Source organism: Ottowia sp., from assembly GCF_046348305.1.
GTDB lineage: Bacteria > Pseudomonadota > Gammaproteobacteria > Burkholderiales > Burkholderiaceae_C > Ottowia.
On record NZ_JAXMEM010000003.1, the window covers coordinates 229849 to 251212 of the forward strand.

Annotated in this window: 21 protein-coding genes; all 21 read left to right on the top strand. The window is 70.9% G+C overall.

Translation table 11 applies throughout. From position 1 onward, the window contains the following. Positions 1 to 3 precede the first annotated feature (3 nt). The 21 genes from U1F38_RS01185 (at position 4) to U1F38_RS01285 (ending at position 21087) form a co-directional block, all read left to right on the top strand. Positions 4 to 936, top strand: a complete 933-nt coding sequence (locus U1F38_RS01185) for a glycosyltransferase family 2 protein (RefSeq protein ID WP_409985225.1) — start codon at positions 4 to 6, stop codon at positions 934 to 936. After that, complete coding sequence (locus tag U1F38_RS01190) at positions 933 to 1397, top strand: sugar 3,4-ketoisomerase (protein ID WP_409985226.1); 465 nt, start codon at positions 933 to 935, stop codon at positions 1395 to 1397. The genes U1F38_RS01185 and U1F38_RS01190 overlap by 4 nt, the downstream gene beginning before the upstream one ends. Then, positions 1394 to 1768, top strand: a complete 375-nt coding sequence (locus U1F38_RS01195) for a GtrA family protein (RefSeq protein WP_409985227.1) — start codon at positions 1394 to 1396, stop codon at positions 1766 to 1768. The genes U1F38_RS01190 and U1F38_RS01195 overlap by 4 nt, the downstream gene beginning before the upstream one ends. Continuing rightward, positions 1755 to 3623 (top strand): hypothetical protein, encoded by a 1869-nt coding sequence (locus U1F38_RS01200; protein ID WP_409985228.1) that lies wholly within the window; start codon positions 1755 to 1757, stop codon positions 3621 to 3623. The genes U1F38_RS01195 and U1F38_RS01200 overlap by 14 nt, the downstream gene beginning before the upstream one ends. Then, positions 3620 to 4216: a GNAT family N-acetyltransferase gene (locus U1F38_RS01205; RefSeq protein ID WP_409985229.1), complete on the top strand. Its 597-nt coding sequence runs from the start codon at positions 3620 to 3622 to the stop codon at positions 4214 to 4216. Before U1F38_RS01200 ends, U1F38_RS01205 begins: the two co-directional genes overlap by 4 nt. A gap of 2 nt (positions 4217 to 4218) precedes the next feature. Beyond that, positions 4219 to 4776, top strand: a complete 558-nt coding sequence (rfbC, locus tag U1F38_RS01210) for a dTDP-4-dehydrorhamnose 3,5-epimerase (protein WP_409985230.1) — start codon at positions 4219 to 4221, stop codon at positions 4774 to 4776. Positions 4777 to 4790: 14 nt separating this feature from the next. Beyond that, positions 4791 to 5537: a glycosyltransferase gene (locus U1F38_RS01215; protein ID WP_409985231.1), complete on the top strand. Its 747-nt coding sequence runs from the start codon at positions 4791 to 4793 to the stop codon at positions 5535 to 5537. Between the two features lie 83 nt (positions 5538 to 5620). Next, positions 5621 to 7345, top strand: a complete 1725-nt coding sequence (gspE, locus tag U1F38_RS01220) for a type II secretion system ATPase GspE (RefSeq protein ID WP_409985232.1) — start codon at positions 5621 to 5623, stop codon at positions 7343 to 7345. Positions 7346 to 7513: 168 nt separating this feature from the next. After that, positions 7514 to 8737, top strand: coding sequence for a type II secretion system F family protein (locus tag U1F38_RS01225; RefSeq protein WP_409985233.1), 1224 nt, complete (start codon positions 7514 to 7516; stop codon positions 8735 to 8737). 18 nt (positions 8738 to 8755) lie between these two features. Further along, entirely contained in the window at positions 8756 to 9205 is a 450-nt protein-coding gene (gene gspG / locus U1F38_RS01230; protein WP_409985234.1) for a type II secretion system major pseudopilin GspG, read from the top strand. Between the two features lie 90 nt (positions 9206 to 9295). Next, positions 9296 to 9796 (top strand): Tfp pilus assembly protein FimT/FimU, encoded by a 501-nt coding sequence (locus tag U1F38_RS01235; protein WP_409985235.1) that lies wholly within the window; start codon positions 9296 to 9298, stop codon positions 9794 to 9796. A gap of 188 nt (positions 9797 to 9984) precedes the next feature. Next, entirely contained in the window at positions 9985 to 10407 is a 423-nt protein-coding gene (locus U1F38_RS01240; RefSeq protein WP_409985780.1) for a prepilin-type N-terminal cleavage/methylation domain-containing protein, read from the top strand. Beyond that, positions 10404 to 11099, top strand: a complete 696-nt coding sequence (locus tag U1F38_RS01245) for a prepilin-type N-terminal cleavage/methylation domain-containing protein (protein WP_409985236.1) — start codon at positions 10404 to 10406, stop codon at positions 11097 to 11099. Before U1F38_RS01240 ends, U1F38_RS01245 begins: the two co-directional genes overlap by 4 nt. A 233-nt stretch (positions 11100 to 11332) precedes the next feature. Then, a complete protein-coding gene (locus U1F38_RS01250; RefSeq protein ID WP_409985237.1) occupies positions 11333 to 12169 on the top strand; it encodes a general secretion pathway protein GspK in 837 nt (278 codons plus the stop codon). Positions 12170 to 12192: 23 nt separating this feature from the next. Next, positions 12193 to 13278, top strand: coding sequence for a PilN domain-containing protein (locus U1F38_RS01255; protein ID WP_409985238.1), 1086 nt, complete (start codon positions 12193 to 12195; stop codon positions 13276 to 13278). Further along, entirely contained in the window at positions 13275 to 13859 is a 585-nt protein-coding gene (gene gspM, locus U1F38_RS01260) for a type II secretion system protein GspM (protein WP_409985239.1), read from the top strand. Before U1F38_RS01255 ends, gspM begins: the two co-directional genes overlap by 4 nt. Further along, complete coding sequence (locus U1F38_RS01265) at positions 13856 to 14608, top strand: hypothetical protein (protein ID WP_409985240.1); 753 nt, start codon at positions 13856 to 13858, stop codon at positions 14606 to 14608. Before gspM ends, U1F38_RS01265 begins: the two co-directional genes overlap by 4 nt. Before the next feature lie 43 nt (positions 14609 to 14651). Next, complete coding sequence (locus U1F38_RS01270; RefSeq protein WP_409985241.1) at positions 14652 to 14861, top strand: hypothetical protein; 210 nt, start codon at positions 14652 to 14654, stop codon at positions 14859 to 14861. A gap of 392 nt (positions 14862 to 15253) precedes the next feature. Further along, complete coding sequence (gspD, locus tag U1F38_RS01275; RefSeq protein WP_409985242.1) at positions 15254 to 17716, top strand: type II secretion system secretin GspD; 2463 nt, start codon at positions 15254 to 15256, stop codon at positions 17714 to 17716. A gap of 1137 nt (positions 17717 to 18853) precedes the next feature. Next, the gene (locus tag U1F38_RS01280; RefSeq protein ID WP_409985243.1) at positions 18854 to 19282 is read left to right on the top strand and encodes a hypothetical protein; all 429 of its coding nucleotides are present in this window, start codon (positions 18854 to 18856) and stop codon (positions 19280 to 19282) included. Between the two features lie 212 nt (positions 19283 to 19494). Next, positions 19495 to 21087, top strand: a complete 1593-nt coding sequence (locus U1F38_RS01285; RefSeq protein WP_409985244.1) for a hypothetical protein — start codon at positions 19495 to 19497, stop codon at positions 21085 to 21087. Positions 21088 to 21364 lie beyond the last annotated feature (277 nt).

The following is a 21364-nucleotide window of genomic DNA, read 5'->3' on the forward strand; positions in this document are numbered from 1 at the left end:
TGCGTGCTCAGCCTCATCATCCCGGTCTACCGCAACGAGGGCTCCATCCCCGATCTGCTGGCCGCCGTGCAGGGCCTGCACCAGCAGCTCGCCGGTGCGCTGGAGGTGGTCTTCGTGGTCGACGGCAGCCCCGACCGCTGCCACGCGCTGCTGCGCGCGCAACTGCCCGCCACGGGTCTCAACGCCACCCTGGTGCTGCTCACCCGCAACTTCGGCGCTTTTGCTGCCGTGCGCATGGGCTTGCAGCAGGCCACGGGCGAGACCTTCGCCGTCATGGCCGCCGACCTGCAAGAGCCCCCCGAGCTGGTGCTGCAGATGCAGGCCGTGCTGGCGCGCGATGAGGCCGACGTGGTGGTGGCCGAGCGCGCGCTGCGCCACGACCCTTTCCTGCAGCGCTGGCAGGCGCAGCTGTTCTGGGCCGCGTACCGTCGCTGGGTGGTGCCCGACATGCCCCCCGGCGGCGTCGACATCTTCGCCTGCAGCCGCGCCTTTCGCGACGCGCTGCTGACCCTGGCCGAGAGCCGCAGCTCGCTCATCGCGCAAATCTTCTGGCTGGGCTTTCGCCGCGCCAGCGTGCCCTACGTGCGCCAGCCGCGCCAGCACGGCCAGTCGGCCTGGACCTGGAGCAAAAAAATCGCCTACCTGGCCGACAGCGTGTTTGCCTTCACCGACCTGCCCGTGCGCCTGCTCACCCGCGCCGGCATGCTGGGCATGGCGGTCGCCGTGGCCATGGCCGTCGTGGTGCTGTTCGGCAAGCTGTCTGGTCTGATCGCCGTGCCCGGCTACTCGATGACGCTGATCGCCATCCTGTTCTTCGGCGCGCTCAACCTGCTCAGCCTGGGCATCGTCGGCACCTACGCCTGGCGCGCGTATGAAAACACCAAGCAGCGCCCGCAGGCGGTGGCGCTGCGCGTCGATCGGTTCAACGCTTCATGAGCCATCCAGCCGTGGCCCAAAGCCCCCGCGTGATCGACAGCGCCGTGCGCGGCGTGCGCCTGCACGTGCTGCGCGAGGTCAAGGACGCACGTGGTGATCTGTGCGTGGCCGAAGTCGGGCCTGACCTGCCTTTTGCCGTGCAACGCAGCTTCCTGATCTACAACGTGCCCAGTGCCGAGCTGCGCGGCGCCCATGCGCATCACCGCTGCCACCAGTTCCTGATGGCCGTCAAGGGCTCCATCCATGTAACCGCCGACGACGGCGCGCGGCGCGAGGAATTCGTGCTCGACCGCCCCAACCTGGGCCTGCACCTGCCGCCCATGGTATGGGGCGTGCAGCACCGCTATTCGGCGGACGCCGTCCTTCTGGTACTGGCCTCCGACCGGTACGACGCTGCCGACTACATCCGCGACTACGCCGAGTTCACCCTTCTTGCGCATGCGGCCGGAGGCCCGGTGTGATCTGGCGCGAGGCACTGCGCTACCTGGCGGCCGGGGGCGCCAACACGGCCGTGACCTGGGCGCTGTACCTGGCGCTGCTGCAGGTGCTGGACTATCGCTTGGCCTACGGGCTGGCCTTCGTGGCCGGCATCGGCCTGTCCTTTCTGCTGCTGCGCCACCTGGTGTTTGCGCGGCCGGGCAAACGCCATTCGCTGGCCTGGCTGGCCGCCAGCCAGGTGTTGCAACTGGGCTTGGGCCTGGTCGTCGTGCAGGCCTGGGTGGCCTGGCTGCACGCGCCGGTCTGGCTGGCGCCGCTGGCCGCCATTGCCGTGTGCGTGCCGCTCATGTTCTTCATCCAGCGCTGGATCTTCACGTCCCATGCCGCGCGCTGATCGTTGCGCCCGGGCGCAAAAATGGCTGCTGCGCGCCTGCGTGGCGCTGCCGCTGGCCATGTTGGCGGCCAACCTGGTGGCCTGGCTGCGCTGGGGCACCGACCTGCCTTTTCTGGACGACTGGCGTGCCTACAACGAGCGCACCGCCGGCACCTTTGGCTTGGACTATCTCTTTCAAGCCACCAACAACACCATCGCCCCGGTCGGTTTGGCACTCGACAGCCTGGCGCAGCGCACGCTGGGCGGCAACCCAATCGCGTATCAAACGCTGTCCATGCTGACGGTGCTGGGCTCGCTCCTGGCCCTGCAGTGGCGCTTGCTGGGCTGGGCCGTGCCGCAGCCCGCGGTGCGCGCGCTGGCCTTTGCCGCCACCGTGTTCATGCTGCAATCGGGCAGCTACTGGGGCGAGCAGAACCTGGCCTACCACCAGGCGCTGCCCCTGGTGGCGCTGCTGGCCGCAGCAGCCCTCAACTTCAGCATCCCGGTGTCGTCAGGCACGCGCGCGATCGGGGTGTTCGCGCTGGGGCTGCTGGCCGGCCTGTCCTACATCTCGGGCGCTGTCGGTGCGCTGTTGATGGGCGCCACCTGGTGGGTGCTTGCGCGTCGCTTCAATGTCATCGACAAGGCCGCGTTGCTGGCACGCGGCCGCTGGGGCGGCCTGGCCCTGGGCGCAGCGGGTCTGCTCACCACGGGCCTGCAACTGGCGTTCACGCGCCACGCCGGCGCCGACGCGCGCGGCCAGGGCATACCGCTGACGAGCCCACTGGAGCCCGACTTCTGGCTGTATCTGGCCGGCAAGCTCGGTCGCGCCACCGGGCATGGGTTTGGCGTCATCGGGCTGGAGTCAGTCTGGGTCGTGCTGTTGGCCCTGGCGCTGGCGGGGGGCGCTGCTTGGCTGCTGGCGCGCGACGGGCGCGACGCCGCGAGGGTCCGTCTAAGCCTCGTCGCGCTGCCCCTGCTGGCCGTCGTGGCGGCCTACCTGGCCATGGTCGCCCTGGGTCGTGCGGGATTGCGCGACGCTTCCATCCAGAGCGCCGCCGACGTGTTTCGCTTTGGCTATGGCCGATTTCACTTCTTCTGGGTGACCCTGCTGTTTCCGTGGCTGCTGGCCATTGCCTTGGCGGCCGGTGCCGCTCGCCAGGCCGGCGCCGCCGTGCCCGCGCGTGGCGGCTTCGCGGTGCTGGCGCTGCTGCTGGCCGTGGCTGGCGTGCGCGGCGTTCTCGACGTGCCGGCCTACTACCGCAGTGCTTCGGACTTTCGCGCCGGTGAAATCCGCTGCCTGGCTGGCCAGCTGGGCTCCGGCGCCCCTATTGTCTGCCCGGGCTTTGATGCCGTCGGCATCCGCGACTGGAGCCGCGCCTATGAGTACGCACAGGACATCCACGCCTCCTTCGTGCGCTACCTGCCTATCGTGGCACGCGCGGGCTTTGGGCAAGAACTGTTGCATTGGCAAACCCCTGCGGACTTCAGTGTCGCCCACTGGGCCGACGTGCGGCCGCTGGAGGGCGGCTGGATGCAGGCCGCGGGCGATGCGCGAATGCGGCTTGCCCTGCCCGATGCCCATCGGTTGGCGCATTGCCGCGTGTTGGGTGTGCAGCTGCGCTTGCAGGCGCGCCAGGTCGATACCGTTCAGGTGTTCTATCGATTCCCGGGGCAGTCCGACGACACCGAGGCGCGCTCGCAGCGCCTGCGCTATGGTGGTGACGCCGGCGCCGAGCCCGCGCCGCTGGAGTTTTCCATCGACAGCGCCACAGGCTTTGCTCCGGTGCTGCGCATCGACCCCGTCGATGGGCCCGGCGGCGCTTTTCGCCTGATCGACTTGCGCGTCACCTGCCGACTGGCCGAGTCGTCATGACAGCCGCGCCACCTGCATCGCTTCCGCGCATCCGCAAGGCCGCGCGCATCGAAGGCCACACGCTTGTGCTGCGCAACGCCCAGGTGGCCGACGCCGCCTTCATCCACGCTCTGCGCACCGACCCGGTGCGGGCGCGCCACCTGTCGGCTGTGCCAGCGGCGCTGGCTGCCCAGATCGCATGGCTGGAGAGGTACGCCGGCGACGAGACGCAGGCCTATTTCATCGTGTGCGACGCCGCCAGCGGCGAGCCTCTGGGAACCGTGCGCCTGTACAACGCGCGCGGTGACTCCTTCAGCTGGGGTTCGTGGCTGCTGCGCACCGGCCTGCCCGCGCGCTGCGCCATCGAGTCGGCGCTGATGGTGTATCACTACGCACGCGCGTTGGGCTTTGACCGTGCGCACTTCGAGGTGCGCCAGGACAACACCAGCGTATGGCGCTTCCACGAGAATTTCGGTGCCATGCGGGTGGCGTGCCGCGATCAACAGTTTTTCTATCAGCTGGCCCCCGCCGCGCTCGCCGCCGCGCTGCAACGCTGGCGCCGCTATCTACCCCACGGCGTGCGCGTGCTCCAGCAGCCCCCCACCGGAGATTGACTATGCAAGCCATCGCCACCGCCCTGCCCGGCGTGCTGATCCTCGAACCCAAGGTGTTCGGCGACACGCGCGGCTTTTTCACCGAAAGCTACAACCGCCGCAGCTTCGCCGCGGCCACCGGCCTGGACGTGGATTTCGTGCAGGATAACCACAGCCGTTCGGCCAAGGGTGTGCTGCGCGGCCTGCACTATCAGCTGCGCCAGCCCCAGGGCAAGCTGGTGCGCGTGGTGCAGGGCGCCGTGTTCGACGTGGCGGTCGACATTCGCCCCGGCTCGTCCACCTTCGGGCGCTGGGTTGGCGTGGAGTTGACGGCCGACAACCACCGCCAGCTGTGGGTCCCGCCCGGGCTGGCGCACGGCTTCGTGGTGCTCAGCGAGACGGCTGACTTTCTGTACAAGGCCACCGACTACTACGCCCCCGAGCACGAGCGCTGTATCGCCTGGGACGATGCGGCCGTCGGGATCGCGTGGCCGCTGGCCGCGCACGGCATCGCCCAGCCGCTGCTCTCGGCCAAGGACCGCGCTGGCGTGCTGCTGGCGCAGGCCGAACTGCCGGCCTGATCGCCGCCGCCTGCATGGACATCACCGTCTCCATCGTCAGCCACGGGCACGACGCCGAGATCGCCCTCTTGCTGCGCGATCTGCGCGTCTTGCGTGACTCGCGGCTGCGGCGCGTCATCGTCACGCTCAACGTTCCACCGGTCGCCGACGCGCCGGCGGGGCCCTGGCCGTTCGAGCTCGAGTGGCTGCGCAACGAACGCCCACTGGGCTTCGGGGCCAACCACAACCGCGCTTTCGTGCACGACACGCTTCTAGGCGCCTCACCCCTGTTCGCCGTGCTCAACCCCGACCTGCGCTTGCACACCAACCCTTTTGACGCCCTGGTCACGGCGCTGCAATCCGACCCACGGGCCGGCGCCGCCTACCCGGTGCAGCGCGATGCTGCAGGCCGCGCGCAAGACCATGAGCGCCTGTGGCCCACGCCCGGGCGCCTGCTGGCACGCGTCCTGCTGCATCGCAAGCACGAGGTATGCGAGGGTGAAAGGCCCGACTGGGTCAACGGTGCCTTTCTGCTGCTGCGCAGCACGGCCTACGCCGGCGTCGACGGTTTCGACGAGCGCTACCACATGTATTGCGAGGACGTGGATCTGTGCCTGCGCCTGCAGGCCGCCGGCTGGCGCCTGGCGCGCGCCGACGCCGCCGTGGTCGAGCACACCGCGCAGCGCAGCAGCCACCGCCGCATGCAGCATCTCGCCTGGCACCTGCGCAGCCTGTGGCGCCTTTGGTGCTCCCCCGCCTGGCGCCACCGCCCGCGCCACTAAAATCCCTGTTTTCCGGCGCCGAGTCCTGTCACGCACCGCTTCGTGCGTTCCTGCTGCCAACCGCAACCCGCTCCCCCTGTTTGATGACCGACCTCTCCGTTGTTGCCGACCCTGCCGTGACCGCCGTTCGCTGGCCCGAATACGGCGCGCTGCTGGTGCGCGCCGGCAAGCTGTCGCCGCGCGATCTGGAGCGCGCGCTGGCCGCGCAGCACGAGATGGGCGGCGCGCTCGACGGCGTGCTGGTCAGCCTGGGCCTGGTGTCCGAGGCGGACGCCGCGCGCGCGCTGGCCGAGCATTTGGGCCTGCCCTTTGTCGCCGCCGAGGCCTTCCCCGACGCGCCGCCCGATCTGCCCGGCCTGCTGCCCGACTTTTTGCGCGCGCACCACGTGCTGCCCCTGCGTGCCGAAGATGGCCGGCTCGACGTCGCCATGCGCGCGCCGCAGGACGCCTTCGTGCTCAAGGCCCTGCACCTGACCACCGGCCTGGCCGTGCACCCCTCCGTCGGTCTGGCTTCCGACATCGCCAAGGCCCTGCAGCGCCAGCATGAGGAGGCCGACGCCGCCGACACCGGCGAAGGCCCGCTGGACGAGGAGGGCGCCGGCGACTTCGTCGAGCACCTGCGCGACCTGGCCAGCGAGGCGCCCGTCATCCGCCTGGTCAACGCCCTGATCGGCCGCGTGATCGAGCTGCGCGCCTCGGACATTCACCTGGAGCCGTTTGAAGACGGCCTGCACGTGCGCTACCGCGTGGACGGCGTGCTGCTGCCTGGCGAGGTGGTGCCGGCGGGGCAGGGCGCCGCCGTCAGCTCGCGCGTCAAGCTGCTGGCGCACCTGGACATCGCCGAGCGCCGCCTGCCGCAGGACGGGCGCATCAAGATCCGCGTCAAGGGCCGCGAGCTGGACCTGCGCGTGTCCACCGTGCCCACCGTGTGGGGCGAGAGCGTGGTCATGCGCGTGCTCGACCGCGCCAGCGTGCGCTTTGGCCTGGAGGACATGGGCTTTGAAAAAGACACCCTGGAGCGCTTCAACCAGCTGGTGCACCGCCCGCACGGCATCCTGCTGGTGACGGGCCCCACCGGCTCTGGCAAGACCACCACGCTCTATGCCGCGCTGGCCAAGCTCGACTCCACCACGCAAAAAATCATCACCGTGGAGGACCCGGTCGAATACCAGCTGGAGGGCATCAACCAGATCCAGGTCCACACCCAGATCAACCTCACCTTCGCCAACGCCCTGCGCTCCATCCTGCGCCAGGACCCGGACATCATCATGATCGGCGAAATGCGCGACGGCGAGACCGCGCAGATCGCCGTGCAATCGTCCCTGACCGGCCACCTGGTGCTCTCCACCCTGCACACCAACACGGCCGCCAGCGCCGTCATCCGCATGCAGGACATGGGGGTCGAGCGCTACCTCATCACCTCCACCGTCAACGGCGTGCTGGCCCAGCGCCTGGTGCGCCGCCTGTGCCCGCACTGCAAGGCGCCGGTGCAGCCCGCGCCCGAGCTGCTGGCCGACTCGGGCCTGGGGCGCTTTCTGCCCGCCGGCCAGCCCATGTACGAGGCCCGGGGCTGCGAGCGTTGCCGTGGCACCGGCTACCAGGGCCGCACCGGCATCCACGAGCTGCTGGTGGTGGACGAGGCCATGCGCAGCGCCATCCTGCAAGGCCAGGACGCCAGCGCCCTGCACGCCCTGGCCATGCGCTCGGGCATGCACAGCCTGTACGAGGACGGCCTGCGCAAGGTGGCGGCGGGCGCCACGAGCCTGGACGAATTGCTGCGCGTGACGCAGGATCAGGGCGAGACATGAGTGCCGTGGACGCCCCGCATTCGATCAACGCCGCGGCCCTCACCCCCACCCTCTCCCAGAGGGAGAGGGGGTCAAACCCCCCCGACCGTTCGCCCTCGCCCCTTTGGGGAGAGGGAGGGGTGAGGGGCGGTCGCCACGGGGCGGCGCCGTGCCGCAGGGGTCACGGCCATGCCTGAATTCGCATGGCGCGCCGCCCAGGCCGACGGGCAGCTGATCGAAGGCCGCAGCCAGGCCGCCGCCGCCGACGCCGTGCTGCGCCAGCTGCGCGAGCGCGGCCTGACGCCGCTCAAGGTCGAGAATGCCGCCGCCACCGCCGCCATCCTGGTGGGCGGGCGCGCGCGCCGGGTCGACAAGAGCCCCGTGGGCCGCACCGACGTGCTGGCCTTCACCAGCGAGCTGTCCATCATGCTGCGCGCCGGCCTGGCGCTCGACAACGCGCTGCGCGTGCTGATCGAGATGACCGCCAAGCCCAGCGCGCAACAGCTGCTGCAGGGCGTGCTGGAGGACGTCAAGGGCGGCGCGCCCTTCTCGCGCGCGCTGGCCAAGCACGAGCGGCTTTTTGGCGACTTCTACATCAACATGGTGCGCTCGGGCGAAGCCAGCGGCCAGATGTCCGAGGTGCTCGAGCGCCTGGTGGCGCACATGGAGCGGCTGCGCGCGCTGCGCGAAAGCGTGGTGTCCGCCACCCTGTACCCCGCCATCCTGCTGGGCGTGGCCGTGCTGTCGCTGGTGGGCATGCTGGGCTTCGTCGTGCCCCAGTTCGAAAAGCTGTTCAAGGGCATGGGCGACGCGCTGCCGTTGCCCACGCGCATCGTGATGGCGCTGGGCCAGGGGTTTCGCGACCATGGCCTCGCGATCGGCATCGCCGTGCTGCTGATCGGCTGGCTGGCCTGGCGCTGGCTGCGCTCGCCCGCCGGCCGCGCCTGGTGGCAAACGCGCGTGCTGGCCTTGCCCGTCGTGGGCCCCTTGCTCTACAAATATGAGCTGACGCTGTTTGCCCGCTCGCTCGGCACCCTGCTGGGCAACGGCGTGCCCCTGCTCACCGGCCTGCACATCGCCACCGAGACCGTCGGCAACGCCAAGCTGCGCGCACCCCTGGCCAAGATGGCGCCCCAGGTCAAGGAGGGCGTGCGCATCACCCGCGCCATGGAAAGCACCCAGGTGTTTGAACCTTTGGCCATCAACCTGATCCGAGTCGGTGAAGAAACCGGCCGCATCGGTCCCATGATGAACGAGCTGGCCGACGTGCTCGACCGCGAGGTCGAAACCGGCATCAAGCGCGCACTCACCCTGCTCGAGCCCATCCTCATCCTGGTGCTGGGCGCGCTGATTGCCGCCATCATCGTCTCCATCCTGCTGGGCATCCTGTCGATCAACGACCTGGCCGGCTGATTCACCGAAAGGAACCGCATGACCCCCACCTTCACCCGCACCCTGCGCCGCTGGTCCGCCCGCGCCGCGCGCGGCTTCACCCTGATCGAGATGCTGGTCGTCATCGCCATCATCGCCATGCTCGCCGGCCTGGTCGGCCCCGCCGTGATGGAGCGCCTGGGCGGCGCCAAGAGCAAGACCGCGGCCATCCAGATCGCCGACCTCGACAAGGCGCTGGAGATCTTCAAGCTCGACGTCGGCCGCTACCCCACCAACGCCGAGGGCCTGCAGGCGCTGGTCACCAAGCCGGCCTCGGCCAACGGCTGGAACGGCCCCTACCTCAAGGGCGGCCTGCCTGTCGATCCCTGGGGCAACCCCTACCGCTACGCCAACCCCGGCCCCAACGGCGGCATCCAGATCCTCTCGCTGGGCGCCGACAACGCCCCCGGCGGCGAGGGCGAGAACGCCGACATCCAGAACAAGCAGTAAGTGTCCGTGCGGCTCCTTGCGGGCAGGCGTCTTCCCCCGCTGCGGGAAGGGGGTGATGAGGGCTCGGGGCGTGCACCATCGGCAGCGATCGTGCCGGCGCCGGCGGCCCCCACCCCAACCCTCTCCCAGCGGGGGAGGGAGCAGGGCCGCACCGCTGGTTTCACGCTGATCGAACTGCTCGTCGTCATCGCGCTCATGGCCCTGGTCGTCGGCCTGGTGCCGATCGCCTTTGGCCGCCTGCATGAATCCGTGCAATACCGCGACACCGTGCGCCAGGTGCTCACCGACTTGCGCAGCGCGCGCCAGCAGGCCCAGGCCAGCGGCGTCGAGACGCGTTTCACCGTGGACCTGCAAACCCGCAGCTTCGGGCTGGAGGGCGGCCCCCAGCACACCGTGCCCGAGCCGCTCACCCTGCGCGCCGTCATGGCCGCCGAGGAGGGCACCCAGGGCGGCAAGCTGGCCGTGCGCTTTTCGCCGCGCGGCGGGGCCTCGGGCGGCAGCGTCGATCTGATCCGCCCCTCGGGCACCGGCGTGCGCCTGCGCGTGGACTGGTTCTCCGGCCGCGTCGAGCAGGAGGCGATTGAGCCATGACGCGGGCGCTCCACCCTCACCCCAACCCTCTCCCGCCAGCGGGAGAGGGGGCCAGGCCGTGGCTGCCGCGCCGCTTGGGGTATTGGCTCCCTCGCCCCTCTGGGGCTGAAGGCCGCGGCTCCAGTTCCGCCTGCGCGGAACTGGACGGTCTGAAGAGCGGCGGCGTCTCGCCGCCAGCGCCGGGCGCGGTGAGGGGCCAGCGGCGCATCCACTCCCCCCAGCGGGGCTTCTCCCTCCTCGAAATCCTGGTCGCCTTCGCCATCGCCGCCATGGCCCTGGGCATGCTCTACCGCGTCAGCGGCAACAACGCGCGCCAGGTGAGCAACCTCGTTCAGCACGAGCGCGCCATGATCCTGGCCCAATCCCTGCTGGCCGCGCACGCCGTGGTTCCGGCCCAGGGCCTGAACGAGTCCGGCCAGGCGGCCGGCTACGGCTGGACCGTCATCAGCCGGCCCTATCCCACGGCCGTCAACAACGCCGCGCCACAGGCCGCGCGCCTGCACGAGCTGCGGGTCGACGTGGCGTGGCAGGACGGCGACGTCCCACGCCACTTCGAGCTGTCCAGCATCCGCCCGCAGCGCCTGCCGCAGCCCGGCGAGGTCACCCGATGAGCCGCACGCGTCCGCGCTGCCAGGCCAATGGCTTCACCCTGGTCGAGGTCCTGATCGCCCTGGTGCTGCTGGCCATGCTGATGCTGATACTCACCAGCGCGCTGCGCACCATGGGCCAGGTCGAGACGCGCGTCGAGCAGCGCGTCGAGGACGCCGACGACTACCGCCTGGCCACCGCCTTGCTGGACCAGGCGCTGGCCCGCGCCTCCGCGCGCCGCTATCCCAGTGGCAACGCCGACAACGCCGCCCAGGTGCCCTTCTTCCAGGGCGGCCCCAACGCGCTGGCCTGGGTCGGCGTCATGCCCGCGCGCTACGGCCTGGGCGGGCGCCACTACCTGCGCCTGGCGCTGGAGCCGGGCGAGGGCGGTGCCCGCCTGGTGCTGCGCTACGCCCCCTGGACCGGCGCGCCCGGCTTCGACGCCTGGGGCCAGGCCGCCGGCCAGGTGCTGGCCGCGCCCGCCAGCGCCCTCAGTTTTCGTTACCTCGACCCGGGCACCGGCCAGTGGAGCCCCGTCTGGCCGCCCGCCGGCGTGCCGGTCAGCGCGCTGCCCGCCAACCTGCTGCCCGGCGCCGTCGCGCTGCAGGTGGACGGCCCCACGCCCCCCTGGCCGCCGCTGATCGTCGCCCTCACGCCCCCCTATGCCACCGACCCCTCGGCGACGCTGGGCTCGTTTGGCGGAGGCACGCGGTGACTGGAAAGTCGATTCCGCGCTACCGGCCTTGCAGCAAGGCCGCGTGGCGGCGCCCACGCGCCGCCGCCGGGCCGTCCCAAGGCGGTGCGGGCCCCCTCGGGGCTGAAGGCTGCGGCTCCAGGCTCGCGTGCGCGAGCCTGGACAGCCTGAAGAGGAGCCGACTCTGGCGGCTCCGCGGCCTGCAAGGCCAGCGGACCATGCGCAGCAGGGGAGCGTGGGGGCCAGTTTCCGGGATGGCGCTCATCGCCGTGCTGTGGATCGTCGCCGCCCTCAGCGTCATGGTCATCGGCGTGACCCAGACCGTGCGCCAGCAGATCACCGTCACCGGCACGCAGCGCGAACAGATCGAAGGCCAGGCGCTGGGCGAGGCGGCCGTGGCCCTGGTCCTGCAGCAGTTGCAGGCCGCGCCCGCGCCGCCGCGTGGCATCGTCACGCTCGACGTCAGCTACGCCGGCCGCGACCTGCCCGTGCAACTGGCGCCGCTGAACGGCCTGATCTCGCTGGGCGGCGCCGCGCCCGAGCTGCTGGCCGCCCTGTTCCAGGTGGCCGGCGGCTTGCCGGCGGGCCCCGCCCAGGCCTTGGCCGTGTCCGTCGTCGCCTGGCGCGAGGGCCGCGCCGACGTCAACGCCGGCGCCACGCCGGCGCCCACCAACCAACCCCGCCAGTTCGAGGCCGTCGAAGACCTGATGCTCATCCCCGGCATCGACTACGGCCTGTATGCCCGCGTGGCCCCTCTGGTCAGCGCCGACCTGCGCGGCAGCTCCCGCGTCAACCCCGCCGCCGCGCCGGCGGGCGTGCTGGCGGTGTTGGCCCAAGGCAACAGTGGCGCCGTGCAGCAGTACCTCAATCAGCGCAACAGCGGCCAGCCCGGTGGCGACACCAGCGGTTTCAATTCGGCCTTTGTCGATACCGCTGGCGGACAACTTTACCGATTGGTCGTCAGTGTCCCGCTGGAAGCAGGCAAAATACTGCGTTTGACACAGGACGTGGCCTTGGGAGGAGGCGCATCGCGCACCGCGCCGTGGCGCGTGCTGCGCACCGAGCGCCAGATCGCCGCCGTCGCCGGCTGAAAGCCCGGCGCCGCCTTGCTTGCATGAATTCAACTTCGACCGAATCCCGCCGCCCCTTCGGCATCGACACCGCGCAGTGGCCCGCCCAATGGCAGGCCGCCGGCGCGCTGCTGCTCGGTCTGCCCGGTCTGCGCCGACTGGCGCCGCGCCTGCCAGTGACGCTGCACCCGGCCGACGGCCGCGGCGCCACCCACTGGCTGATGGCACAGGGCGTGGCCCAACCCGCCCCCGGCGCCGCGCCCGGCGCGCCCATCCAGGCCCTGCAACTGCCCGCCGAGCGCGTGCTCGAGCGCCGTCTCACCCTGCCGCCGCTGGCCGCCGCCGACCTGGCCCAGGCCGTGGCCCTCGACGTCGCCGCCGCCAGCCCCTTTGGCCCCGAGCAGACCGTGTGGGGCTATCGCAGCGAGCGCCTGGACGGCGAGCGCCTGCGTGTCGATGTGGCCATCGCCGCGCGCGCCCAGGTCGAGCAATGCCTGCAAGCGGCCGCCCTGGCGGACGACCCGCCGCCTGAAGTCTGGGTCATCCCCGCCGCCGCGCCCGACGGCGCCATGCGCCCCATCGTGCTGCAAGGCTTTGGCGAAGGCCTGCGCCAGGCACGCACGCGCCAGGGCGTCAGCCGCCGGCTGGGCCTGGCCGCGCTGGCCCTGCTTGTGCTGGCGGCCCTGGTGGTCACGCCCACCGCCCTGCAGCGCGCCAAGGCGCGCCAGGCCATGGCCGCCTTCGACGCCATGCAAAAGCAGGCCGCCCCGCAGCTGGCCCAGCGCGAGTCCCTCATGAAGCAGCTCGAGCGCCTGCAAACCCTGGCCCAGCTGCAGGAGCAGCAACTGGCCCTGGGGCCCGTGCTCGATCTGCTCACCCGTACCCTGCCCGACGGCGCCTGGCTCACCGGCCTGCGCGTGGAGGGCAACAAGCTGGTGCTCAACGGCCTGGCCGACGACGCCGCCGCCCTGGTGCAGCGCCTGGCCGAGCAGCCCGGCGCGCACGACGTGCGCCTGACCTCGCCCGCCACCCGCGGCGCCGGCGCCGCCAAGGAGACCTTCATCATCGAACTCGGCCTCGACGCCCATCGCTACGGCCCGGTGCTGGCCGGCAAGGAGGCCGCGTCGTGAACCGGGCCTTGCCGAGCGCCTTCAACCCCGCCACCCTGCGCCGCCCCGAAGTGCTGTGGCTGCTGCTGGCCGGCGGCGTGCTGCTGGCCGCGCTGGCCTGGGCCGGCTGGACCGTGGTGGCCAAGTACCGCCAGGCCTCGGCCACCATCGCCGAGATCGACCCACGCCACGCCCGCATGGCCGGAATGCTACAAAACAAAGAGCTGTTTGCGCAGACAGAGCAAGCGCTGACGGCCAATTTGGCTGAATTCGTCTACCCCACCGCCGACGACGCCAGCCAGACCGGCAACGCCGCCCTGCAGCGCGTGCGCGAGCTGGCCTCCGCCCGCGGCCTGCGCGTCTCCAGCAGCCAGACCGCCGCCCCGCGCGACGAAAAGGGCTTCGACCGCATCGGCCTGTCCCTGCGCATCGAAGGCGACTGGCCGGCCCTGGCCGCGCTGCTGGCCGAGCTGGCGCGCCAGCGCCCCGCCATCTACACCAACACCCTGCAGCTCGGCGTGCAGCGTGGCGCCTTTGGCGGCGACCCGCCCATCGTGTTCGCCCAGCTCGACCTGTACGTCCTCAAGGGGCACGCGCCATGACCGGTCGCCGCGCCCGCGCCCTCTACACCGCCGCCCTGGCCCTCATGCTGGCGCTGCTGGCCGCCCTGTGGTGGGCGCCCGGCCCGCTGGCCGCCTGGCGCCAGTGGCAGGCACCGCCCCCGCAGCCGCCCAACCTCGACGACGTGCGGGCCGCCCTGCTGCGCGCCAACCCCGCTGCGGGCGCCCTGTCTCCCATCGTCACCGAGCGCCCGCTGTTCAACGACAACCGCCGCCCGGTGCTGTCGACGGCGTCCGTCGCCTCCGCCCCCAAGGCCGCGCCCAGCCCCATCGAGCAGGCCCGGCTGCAAGGCGTCATCGCCGGCCCCACGCTCAGCGGCGTCATGCTGGAGGAGGGCGGCAAGGCCCGCTTCGTGCGCGTGGGCGAATCGGTCGGCGACTGGAAGCTGGCGCGCCTGCACGACCGCCAGGCCGTGTTCGTGCGCGGCGGCCAGGAGCGCACGCTCGAATGGCAGGCCCCCGCCGCCGCTGCGGCCCCCGGTGCCGCGGCCCCGTCCGGTGCCCCCGGCGCCGCCCCCACGACCGGCGCCGCTCCGACCGCCACCAACGCTGCTGCTGGCGCCGCCAAACCCATGGCGCCGGCGCCCCCACCCGCGCGCGTCCCGCCACCGCCGGCCGCGCCGGCCACAACGGCCCCCGCTCCCGCGGCGGCCGCGTCGCAACCGGCGCCCCTGGGCAGTTTCGGCGGTGGCGTCCGCCTGCCCGCCAAGCCCGCCGGCCCGTCCCGCTGACTTTGCGATGGCCTGGCCCATCGCCTTTTGCAAGGAGCTGCTCATGACCCCCGCCCGTTTGCTTTCCTCCCTGGCCGCCGCGCTGGCCCTCGCCACCCTGGCCGCCTGCAACCCTTCCGGCGACAGTGCCGGCAGCAAGGCCGCGCCACCGGCCGCGCCCGCTGCCCCGGCGGCGCCGGCCGCCTCGACCCCGCAAATCGGCGCCTTCGGTGGCGGCGCGCCCGCCAGTGCGCCGGCCAGCGCACCCAATTGAATGGCGCATCTCCCGTCTCCGCCGCGCGGGCGCCCGGCGCGCGCCGCCAGCGCGGCGGCGCGGCGGCGTAGCGGCGTGGCGGCGTGGCCTTGCGCGGTCGTCACCACGATCGCCTGCGTGCCCCGCGGCCGGCCGGTGGGCTCTGCCGGGGGCGCGCCGCGCCCCGACCACCGCTGACCTGAGAGCTTGAGAGTCTTTTGTCCATGCTCGCTGATCACGCCAAAACACGCCCACTCGTCGTTGCAAATGCTCGCCGTAGCCCGAGCTACGTCTGCGCTTTGCGCCTCGATTGGCCGCGTTTTGACGCGCTCCTCGGGCACGCCCAAAAAACTCTCAAGCTCTGACACAATCGGCCGCCGCCGCTCGTTCTCCCTGATCCCTTCACGCACGCCATGCCCAAGTCCCGACTCCTCCCCCCGCTGCTCGCCCTGGCCACGGCCGCCGCCCTGAGCGCCTGCGCCGACCTGGGCGGCGGGCCGGCCCCGGCGGCCGCGCCGGCGTCGGCCTGGGCCACGCCCGCGCCCGCCGCCAGCGCCGTCGCCCCCGCGGCCAGTGCGCCCGCGCCGGTCGCCTCGGCGCCGTCCGAGAACGACGCCCCCCGCGCCGAGCCCATCATCATCCGCGGCAACGACCGCCTGATCGCGCCGCCGCACACCCCCGCCAACCCGCCCGTGCGCGGCGCCAGCACCAGCCTCAAGTTCGAATCCGCCCCCGCCGCCGAGGTGGTCAAGGTCGTGCTGGGCGACCTGCTCAAGGTCGACTACATCGTCCACCCGCCGCTGAGCGGCACCATCACCCTCACCACGCGCCAGGCCGTCAGCCCCGACCGCGCCCTGCTGCTGCTCGAAGGCGCGCTGCAGGCCAACGGCATCGTCATGGCGCGCGACACCCGCGGCACCTACCACGTCGGCACGCCCGAATCGCTCAAGGGCATCGTCAGCGCCCCCGTCGTGGCCGAGCCCGGCAAGCCCCTGCCGCCCGGCTACGGCACCATCGTCGTGCCGCTCGAATACCTGGGCGCCACCGAGATGGCCAACATCCTGCGCCCGCTGATCGCCGGCGACGCCATCGTCCGCGTGGACACCCTGCGCAACTTCCTCATCCTGCGCGGCACCCGCGCCGAGGCCGAAGGCTGGCTCGACCTGGTCAAGACCTTCGACGTCAACTTGCTGCGCGGCATGTCCGTGGGCGTGTTCCCGCTCAAGTACACCAGCGCCGCCGAGGTGGACAACGCCCTGCGCCTGCTCTCCGGCGGCACGGGCGCAGCCGGTGCCGGCGCCCCCGGCGGCCAGACCTCGGCCCAGGCCGCCGGCGCCGCCGCGCGCGGCGTCACCGCCCGCGCGGGCGGCACCTCCGCCTCCGTGACCCCTGGCGCCGCGGGTGCGGCCGCCGGCGCGCCCGCCCTGCAGGGCCTGGGCGAGAACAGCCCCCTGTTCGGCGCCCTGCGCGTCATCCCCATCGAGCGCATCAACGCCGTCATGGTCATCACCCCGCGCGCCGCCTACCTGGACGAGGCGCGCTACTGGATCGAGCGCTTCGACCAGCCCAACATGAACAGCGCCGAGCCCCAGCTGTTCGTCTACAAGGTGCAAAACGGCTCGGCCGACCACCTGGCCGAGCTGCTCAACGGCATCTACGGCGCCACCCAGCAGACCTCCGGCTTCAGCGGCCTCACCGGCGTGGCTCCCGGCCTCACCGGCGTGGGCGGTGCCAACAACGTCAACAGCAGCTTCGCCAGCCAGTACGGCGCCAACCGCAACACCAGCTCGCCCTTCGGGCAAAGCGGGTTGGGCGGCACCGGCTTTGGCAGCATGAGCAGCGGCGGCGGTCTGGGCAGCCGCCTGGGCACCCAGGTCGGCGCGGGGCAGGGCGGCGCGCAGGCCGGCGGCCCCAACGTCACCACCACCACCCTGGGCGGCAACGTGCGCGTCATGGCCGACCGCATCAACAACACCCTGCTCATCCACGCCAGCGCCGCCGAATACCAGCGCATTGCCAACACGCTGAAGCGCCTGGACGTGCAGCGCGCCCAGGTGCTCATCGAGGCCTCCATCGTCGAAGTCACCCTGGGCGACGGCCTGCAATACGGCCTGCAATGGGCCTTCAACGGCGGCACCCTGGGCGGCAGCGGCACCGGCATGCTGGGCAACGCCGCCACGGCCGCCACCCCAGCCAACAGCACCTCCTTCACCTACACCCTGCGCAACTCGGCCGGCAACATCAGCGCCGTGCTCACCGCGCTGGCCAACCAGTCGCTGCTCAAGGTCATGTCCAGCCCCTCGCTCATGGTGCTCGACAACCACACCGCCGCCATCCAGGTGGGCACCCAGCAGCCCATCAACACCGGCGCCGTGCTCAGCAGCACCACGGGCACCAACAACGTCATCACCACCAACATCCAGTACAAGGACACCGGCGTCATGCTTGGCGTCACGCCCTCCGTCAGTGCGGGCGACCTGGTCACGCTCGACATCAGCCAGACCGTCACCGACATCGGCCCCGACTCCACCTCCGCCGCCACCGCCGGCTACCCCACCTTCATGCAGCGCCAGATCGACTCCAAGGTCGCCGTGCGCTCGGGCGAGACGCTGGTGCTGGGCGGCCTCATCAAGGACAACGCCAGCAACTCCAAGGCCGGCCTGCCCTTCCTCTCGGCCATCCCGGTGCTGGGCGCGCTGTTCGGCACCCACACCCAGTCCGCGTCCCGCACCGAGCTGCTGGTCATCCTCACCCCGCGCGTGCTGCGCTCCGACGACGACGCCCGCGCCATCAGCCGCGAGCTGCGCGACCGCATGCAGGGCATGCTGGGCAGCGGCGGCCTGATCGCCCCCACGCCCGCCGCCGCGCGCCCCTGACATGACCCCGTGCCAGCGGGCTCCCTCGCCCCTCTGGGCAGAGGGTGAGGGCGGCGAGCCGCAGCGGTTGAGCCGCTCCCCGGCGCATCCATGCCCGGCCTTGCCCCCTCGCCCCTCTGGGGAGAGGGCTGGGGTGAGGGGCTGCGGCCGTTCAACTGCCCCCGGCTGCGGCCGAGCCCCGGTTTTGCTCCCTCGCCCCTTTGGGGAGAGGGCTGGGGTGAGGGGCCGTCGGCGTTGGACTTGTTGGCCGTTGTTCGATGCTTGGTTGGCGCTGCTTTTTTCCGCTGGCCGGGATGTGCGCCCGGCGGCGCACCTACTTTCTTTTGCGTCGCCAAAAGAAAGTAGGCAAAGAAAAGGCGACCCCACTGGCCGTGTCCCTTCGCTTCGCTGCGGGCAGCCTGCGATGCTCGGTCATGGGGCGGTGCTGCGGAACTCGCTTTGTTCGCTGCGCTCACGCCGCTCAAACAACCGCAGCAAGTCAGATCACGATGCATGGGCATGCTGCGCTGCCCATGCCCGCCCCACGCCCTGCGCTTCTCGGCACGGCCAGAGGGGAGTTCAACTCCAACACGGGCCATCGCTGCGCTCGGCCCCGCCAACAGCCAAACCTGGGGCCGAGCGCAGCGATGGCCCGAATGGTTTTTCCACCCCCTTGAGGCTGCGCCTGCGGCGCGGCGCTTGCGGGGTGGCGCGTGCAGCGCAGCATGCACGCGCTTCGTTGACTGACTCGCCGCGGTTGTTTGAGCGCAGTGAACGAAGTGAACGCAGCGAGTTCTGCGGCGCACCCCGCAAGCGGTGCGACGCAGGTTTGCCCCGTAGCGAAGCGCAGGGGTCGCAGACGTGGGGTCGCCTTTCTTTGGTTCCTTTCTTTGGCGAAGCAAAGAAAGGGACTGCGCCGCCGGGCGCACATCCCGGCCAGCGGAAAAAAGCAGCGCCAACCAAGCATCGAACAACAGCCAACAAATCCAACGCCAGAAAGCCCCTCACCCCCACCCTCTCCCCAGAGGGGCGAGGGAGCAAGACCGGGCGCGCGCCCCCCTTCGCGAACCTTTTTCACCCGCCCGATTCAGTAGTACGGCCCCGGCGCACCGCGCCCCATCCCCAACCCCAACCCATTTTCCCAAGGAGATCTGCCTGATGACTCAAACCCAACGCTTTCGCCCCACGCGCCGCGCGCTGGCGCCCCTGCTGGCGGCCGGCGTGCTGGCGCTGGCCGGCTGCGCCGCCTTCACCCCCAAGACGCCCGAACAGGTCGTCACCGAGCGCGTCGAAGCGCGCTGGGACGCGCTGATTCACCGCAACTTTGAAAAGGCCTGGGAATACACCCAGCCCGCCTACCGCGCCCTGGTGGCCCAGAAGGACTACTACAAGCGCTTTGGTGGCGCCGGCCAGTGGAAGGGTGTGCAGGTGCATCAAGTCACCTGCGAGCCGGAGCGCTGCACCGTACGCCTGCGTCTGACCAGCACGATCAACGTGCCGCGCTTTCAGGGTCAGGAGCTGACCGGCTTCATCGACGAAACCTGGGTGCGCGCCGATGGTCAGTGGTGGTACTACCAGTCGCTGTGACGTCCGCGCGCGCCACGGGCTGCCGCCATGCTGCGCGGTCTGCGTCAGGCCATGCCCACCGAGTGTGCGACAAATACAACAAATCGTCTCTCAGTCCTTGTAACGGCCCCTTGACTGATTGAGTTTGCCAGCAACGCCGTGTTAGCATTGCCGGGCATCTCCAAGATTCGCTTGGGTCTTGCAACCTTTTTTTCTTAATGGAGTCAATAGCTATGAAAAAGAGCATTCTGTCGCTGAGCGCTGCAGTTGCCCTGGGCGGCTTGGGTGTTGCCAGCACCGCCAACGCCATCGCCGTGTTCGACACCGACGGCGCGGTTGCCGGCACTGTGCTGCTGCATCCGGCCGGCACCGGCCACCAGCTGTTCACGCCGTACTACACGGCGCAGGGCAACATGGCCACGCTGGTCAACATCGTCAACACCGACGCCGTCAACGGCAAGGCCGTCAAGGTGCGTTTCCGTGGCGCCGCCAACTCGGACGATGTGCTTGACTTCACCCTGTTCCTCTCCCCCGGCGACGTGTGGAGCGGCATGGTGTCGCAAAATGCCGCGGGCCGTGCGCAAATCGTCACCCCCGACAAGTCCTGCACCATCCCCGACCAGTCCGCTTGGCCGGGCGTGTTCAGCGACCTGCGCCTGCCCAGCTACGCTACCGCTGATGTCAAGAACGCGCTCACGCGTGAAGGCTACGTCGAAGTGCTGAACATGGCCGACATTCCGCCCATGCTCGCCGCCAAGGGCGGCGCGGTCGGCACCAAGGTCAACCCGCTGTTCACCAACATCAAGCACGTGGGCGGCGTGGCGCCTTGCAGCGGCGCTGGTTTTGCCAACCTGCTGACGACCAACATCGTTGCGGCCGGCGACGACGCCACGGCAGGCACTGCGCGAGCGCTGGGTCTGAACAACCCGACCGGCGGCCTGATGGGCTCCTGGACCATTTACCAGCAAGACGCCCAAGGCGCCTACAGCGGCGAGCAGACCGCCATCGTCAACGCCGTGGGCGGGATGATCTTCAACGGCCTGTATGTCGCTGGCCCGGCCAACTTCGCCTTCTCGCCGCAGATCGGCAGCACCATCGACCGCAACGTCCTGAAGGCCAACACCAATGGCTACGCCACGGCGCTGAACCAGCTCACGGCCGACCCGCTGCTGGCCTCGGCCGCGCCGCCGGCCCCTGGCGCCACCATCCCGGCGCTGTGGTTCGACCTGCCTGACATGTCCACCCCGCTGACCGGCACCGCCGCCGCGACTCAGGCCGACGTGATCAGCCTGGCGCTGGCCAAGCCCAACGTGGTCAACGAGTACATCGCCACGGCCGCCGGCGCTGCCGTGCCCTTCGTGACCGACTGGGTGGTGGCGCAGCCCACGCGCCGCTACCACACCGCCGTTGCCTACGGCAGCAGCGCCGCCACGGCCGCTGCGGTCAATGGCAACACCAGCGTGTTCTATGGTGACGTTTCGCTGCGTCAAACCGACTACGGTCCGCAACTGTGCCGCGACTTCGCGCTCGGCTCGTTCGACCGTGAAGAAGGCTCCAAGGTCGCCAGCGGTGGCTTCTCGCCCGGCACCACCTTCCCGTACTGCGGCGAAGTGTTCGTGGCCCAGTTCGGCGCCACCTCGGCCCTGAAAGCGGCCATCACCAACCGCAACGTGAACAGCGTGCTGGCTGGCCAAGCCGGCTGGGCGTCGCTGCGCACCGGTGTGACCAATGGTCTGCCGATCGTGGGTTATGCAGCCATCCAGTTCAAGAACGTGAACGGCGGCATCAACTACGACCTGACCGTGCCGCACCGCTACACGCCGTAATTGGCGGGCGGGCACGGGTGCCGGCGCTCACCGCGCCGGCCCCGGTCCAAGGCTTGAAAAGGGCGGGAGCAATCCCGCCCTTTTTTTGTTGGCGGCCCGGTCGGGCCCGCCACCGGCCCGTGGCGCGCGCTGGCCCCGCGCCACATTGCCGCGCCGGCCGCCGCGACGCTGCCCGCGGGCGCGCCGCAAGTGGCTCCGTCCCTGCCTGCACCGCGCGATGCCGCGCCGTCACAAAAGCTCAATGGCCGGAGTATCATTAACGCTTTTGCCCAGTGCC

Bases quoted from the DNA above. Each gene is read 5' to 3' on its own strand.
- U1F38_RS01190 (WP_409985226.1), top strand. From the start codon at position 933: ATGAGCCATCCAGCCGTGGCCCAAAGCCCCCGCGTGATCGACAGCGCC.
- U1F38_RS01200 (WP_409985228.1), top strand. From the start codon at position 1,755: ATGCCGCGCGCTGATCGTTGCGCCCGGGCGCAAAAATGGCTGCTGCGC.
- U1F38_RS01205 (WP_409985229.1), top strand. From the start codon at position 3,620: ATGACAGCCGCGCCACCTGCATCGCTTCCGCGCATCCGCAAGGCCGCG.
- rfbC (WP_409985230.1), top strand. From the start codon at position 4,219: ATGCAAGCCATCGCCACCGCCCTGCCCGGCGTGCTGATCCTCGAACCC.
- U1F38_RS01215 (WP_409985231.1), top strand. From the start codon at position 4,791: ATGGACATCACCGTCTCCATCGTCAGCCACGGGCACGACGCCGAGATC.
- gspE (WP_409985232.1), top strand. From the start codon at position 5,621: ATGACCGACCTCTCCGTTGTTGCCGACCCTGCCGTGACCGCCGTTCGC.
- U1F38_RS01225 (WP_409985233.1), top strand. From the start codon at position 7,514: ATGCCTGAATTCGCATGGCGCGCCGCCCAGGCCGACGGGCAGCTGATC.
- gspG (WP_409985234.1), top strand. From the start codon at position 8,756: ATGACCCCCACCTTCACCCGCACCCTGCGCCGCTGGTCCGCCCGCGCC.
- U1F38_RS01245 (WP_409985236.1), top strand. From the start codon at position 10,404: ATGAGCCGCACGCGTCCGCGCTGCCAGGCCAATGGCTTCACCCTGGTC.
- U1F38_RS01250 (WP_409985237.1), top strand. From the start codon at position 11,333: ATGGCGCTCATCGCCGTGCTGTGGATCGTCGCCGCCCTCAGCGTCATG.
- U1F38_RS01255 (WP_409985238.1), top strand. From the start codon at position 12,193: ATGAATTCAACTTCGACCGAATCCCGCCGCCCCTTCGGCATCGACACC.
- U1F38_RS01265 (WP_409985240.1), top strand. From the start codon at position 13,856: ATGACCGGTCGCCGCGCCCGCGCCCTCTACACCGCCGCCCTGGCCCTC.
- U1F38_RS01270 (WP_409985241.1), top strand. From the start codon at position 14,652: ATGACCCCCGCCCGTTTGCTTTCCTCCCTGGCCGCCGCGCTGGCCCTC.
- gspD (WP_409985242.1), top strand. From the start codon at position 15,254: ATGCCCAAGTCCCGACTCCTCCCCCCGCTGCTCGCCCTGGCCACGGCC.
- U1F38_RS01280 (WP_409985243.1), top strand. From the start codon at position 18,854: ATGACTCAAACCCAACGCTTTCGCCCCACGCGCCGCGCGCTGGCGCCC.
- U1F38_RS01285 (WP_409985244.1), top strand. From the start codon at position 19,495: ATGAAAAAGAGCATTCTGTCGCTGAGCGCTGCAGTTGCCCTGGGCGGC.